This is a genomic window from Luteibacter sp. P4_E6 (assembly GCF_056401535.1).
On the sequence record NZ_JBFUJE010000494.1, the window covers coordinates 1 to 2,887 of the forward strand.

The following is a 2,887-nucleotide window of genomic DNA, read 5'->3' on the forward strand; positions in this document are numbered from 1 at the left end:
GTTCAAGTGGCCCGGCTCGGAGGCCATGTTGACGATGGATGACTTCGCCGTCGCGCCCGGCGAGCGCATGTTTCTGTGCGGACCCAGTGGCAGCGGCAAAAGCACGCTACTGGGTTTGCTCTCAGGCGTGCTGCGGGCGACCCACGGGGAAGTCACCGTGCTTGGCGTGCCGTTTTCCACGTTATCGGCCCCGCAGCGGGACCATTTTCGGGCCGAACACCTGGGCTACGTGTTTCAACAGTTCAACCTGTTGCCGTTCCTCAGCCCCGTCGAGAATGTGTTGCTCGGTTGCGCGTGGTCCCCGGCGCGCGCGACCCGCGCAGGTACCACGCAACAGGCGCAACGTGCCGAGGCGGTTCGACTTCTCGACTCGCTGGGCCTGGTGGCGCAGCTGGTCGAGCGCTCGCGCACGGGCAACCTCAGCGTCGGCCAACAACAACGCGTGGCGGTCGCTCGCGCCCTTATCGGTGGTCCAAAGCTTCTCATCGCCGACGAACCAACGTCGGCGCTCGACGCGGACAACCGCGACGCTTTCCTTCGCCTCCTGCTTGCCGAGTGCACACGGCACGGAACGGGCGTTGTTTTCGTGAGCCATGACATGAACCTCGCCCGTCACTTCGATCGCGCCGTGAGTCTCGGCGACCGCCCGCCTTCGCAGATGGTGGCCTGATCGTGAACCTCATCTCACTTGCACTGAAGAGCCTTCGCCAGCGTCGTACGGGCGTGCTCCTGACGGTCGTCACCATCGCACTCAGCGTCTTTCTTCTTCTGGGCGTGGAGCGCGTTCGTGTCGACGCACGACGCGGTTTTTCCAGCACCGTGTCGGGCACCGACCTTGTCGTCGGTGCCCGGTCGGGACCAGTGAACCTTCTGCTGTACGCGATTTTCCATGTGGGGGAGGCGACCAACAACATCACCTGGAAAACCTACGAAGACATCCGGGCCATGCCGGAGGTGTCGTGGACCGTACCGTTGTCCCTCGGCGATTCGCACCGCGGCTTTCGCGTCGTCGGCACCACGACGGATTTCTTTGTCCACTACCACTATGGGGCGAAGCAGGCCTTGTCGTTCACCCGTGGCGCCCCCTTCGCGGACCTCTACGACGCGGTCATCGGAGCGGAAGTCGCTCGCCAACTGCATTACACGGTGGGCGACAGCATCGTGCTCGCGCACGGACTCGGTGGGCCAGCCACGGCGCTTCACGCCGACAAGCCTTTCCGCATCAAAGGCATCCTCGCGCCCACCGGTACACCGGTGGATGCCACGATCGCGGTGAGCCTCGAAGCTATCGAGGCTATCCATGTCGACTGGCGGGGCGGCATGCGCCTGCCGGGGCTGGAGGCGAGCGCGGAGAGTACGCGCCACATGGATCTGACGCCGAAGGCCATTACCGCGTGCCTGGTCGGGCTCAAGTCTCGCCTGTCCTCGTTTGCCGTGCAGCGGGCCATCAACGAGTACCCGGACGAAGCCCTGCTTGCGGTGCTGCCCGGCGTCGCTCTCGGTGAACTGTGGCACCTCATCGGTACCGCTGAGAATGCGCTTCGGGCCGTGAGCGTTATGGTCGTTCTGGTGGGCATGTCCGGCATGCTTACCGCGCTCCTGGCCATGTTGAACGAGCGTCGCCGCGAGATGGCTATTCTCAGGGCGGTCGGCGCATCCGCCCGTACCGTGTTTGCGCTTCTTGTTATCGAGAGCACGTTGCTGACGACGTTCGGTGCGGTGCTTGGGTGCCTGCTTCTTTTCGGCGTCGTCGCCATCGGACACGATTATCTGCTGGCCAACGCCGGCCTGGTACTGGAACTCGCACCGTCCGCCACCGAGTGGTGGCTGCTGGCTGCCGTCATCGTTCTGGGAGCCTTCGCGGGCGCGATTCCCGGCGCGATTGCCTACCGACGTTCGCTGAACGATGGCCTGCAGGTGCGCCTGTGAAGCGCGTCATGTTGCTTGCTCGTGTAAGTACGACCATCGCGCTGGCTGCTTTTCTCGCGGGTTGTTCCGGATCTTCCGGGGACAGCGTTGCGGACGGTCCGGCGTCCGGTGCCACGAGCGCGCTTGCGCGGGCACAGGCGGAAGCCGATGCCGGGCGCGCGCAACGTGCTGCGGCAGGTGCCGCCGGGATTGCGGCCGCCAATGCCTACGCCGCGGCGCACGGCGTAGCGAAAGCAGCGCCCTCGCCAGGTTCCGACGTGCTCGGCCTTCCGGACGAGAACGGCTTTGCGGATCTGGACTGGACGAAGATGGTGCCCCCGGAGGACTTCAAGGCCCTCGAGAACGCGCCGCCGGTGCTGCACGTCGGCAACCAGCGCATGAAGCAGATCGGCACGCTGCACACCGTCGAGGCGCTCAATGGCGCGAAGGTGCGGCTATCGGGTTACGTGGTGCCACTGGAGTCCGATAGCGACGGGAACATGGTCGAGTTCTTCTTCGTGCCGTTCTACGGCGCGTGCATCCACGTGCCCCCGCCGCCACCGAACATGCTGGTGCACGTGCGGCTGTCGCACGGCATCCCGACGCCAAGCCTCTACGACCCTCTGACGCTCAAGGGCGTGCTTCACACGCAGGTGACCGAGAACGCGCTCGCGGCCTCTGCGTACGCCGTCGATAACGGCACGCTCGAAACCTACAGCAACAGTGACGAAGACAGACTTCGTCGTGCATTCGAGTAACACCAAAGACTCGCAGGATACCCCATGAAAAACCTTGCATCCGCCAGCGTCCCCACGTTGCCGGTCACCGTGCTTTCCGGCTTTCTTGGTGCCGGAAAGACCACGTTGCTCAATCATGTCCTTCGTAACCGCCAGGGCTTGCGTGTCGCCGTCATCGTCAACGACATGAGCGAGGTCAATATCGACGCCAGCCTGGTGCGGAACGGCGGGGCGGCGCTCAG

At 64.6% G+C, this 2,887-nt stretch carries 4 protein-coding genes; all 4 read left to right on the forward strand.

Features of this window, described 5'->3' with window-relative positions:
- The first annotated feature begins 25 nt into the window (after positions 1-25).
- Positions 26-670: an ABC transporter ATP-binding protein gene (locus tag AC1DT2_RS19740; protein WP_477298186.1), complete on the forward strand. Its 645-nt coding sequence runs from the start codon at positions 26-28 to the stop codon at positions 668-670.
- Positions 671-672: 2 nt separating this feature from the next.
- Complete coding sequence (locus tag AC1DT2_RS19745; RefSeq protein ID WP_477298182.1) at positions 673-1,929, forward strand: ABC transporter permease; 1,257 nt, start codon at positions 673-675, stop codon at positions 1,927-1,929.
- An 8-nt stretch (positions 1,930-1,937) separates the two neighbouring features.
- Entirely contained in the window at positions 1,938-2,666 is a 729-nt protein-coding gene (locus AC1DT2_RS19750) for a DUF3299 domain-containing protein (protein WP_477298183.1), read from the forward strand.
- Between the two features lie 24 nt (positions 2,667-2,690).
- Positions 2,691-2,887, forward strand: a 197-nt coding sequence (locus tag AC1DT2_RS19755; RefSeq protein WP_477298184.1) for a GTP-binding protein, incomplete at its 3' end; no start/stop codon positions are given.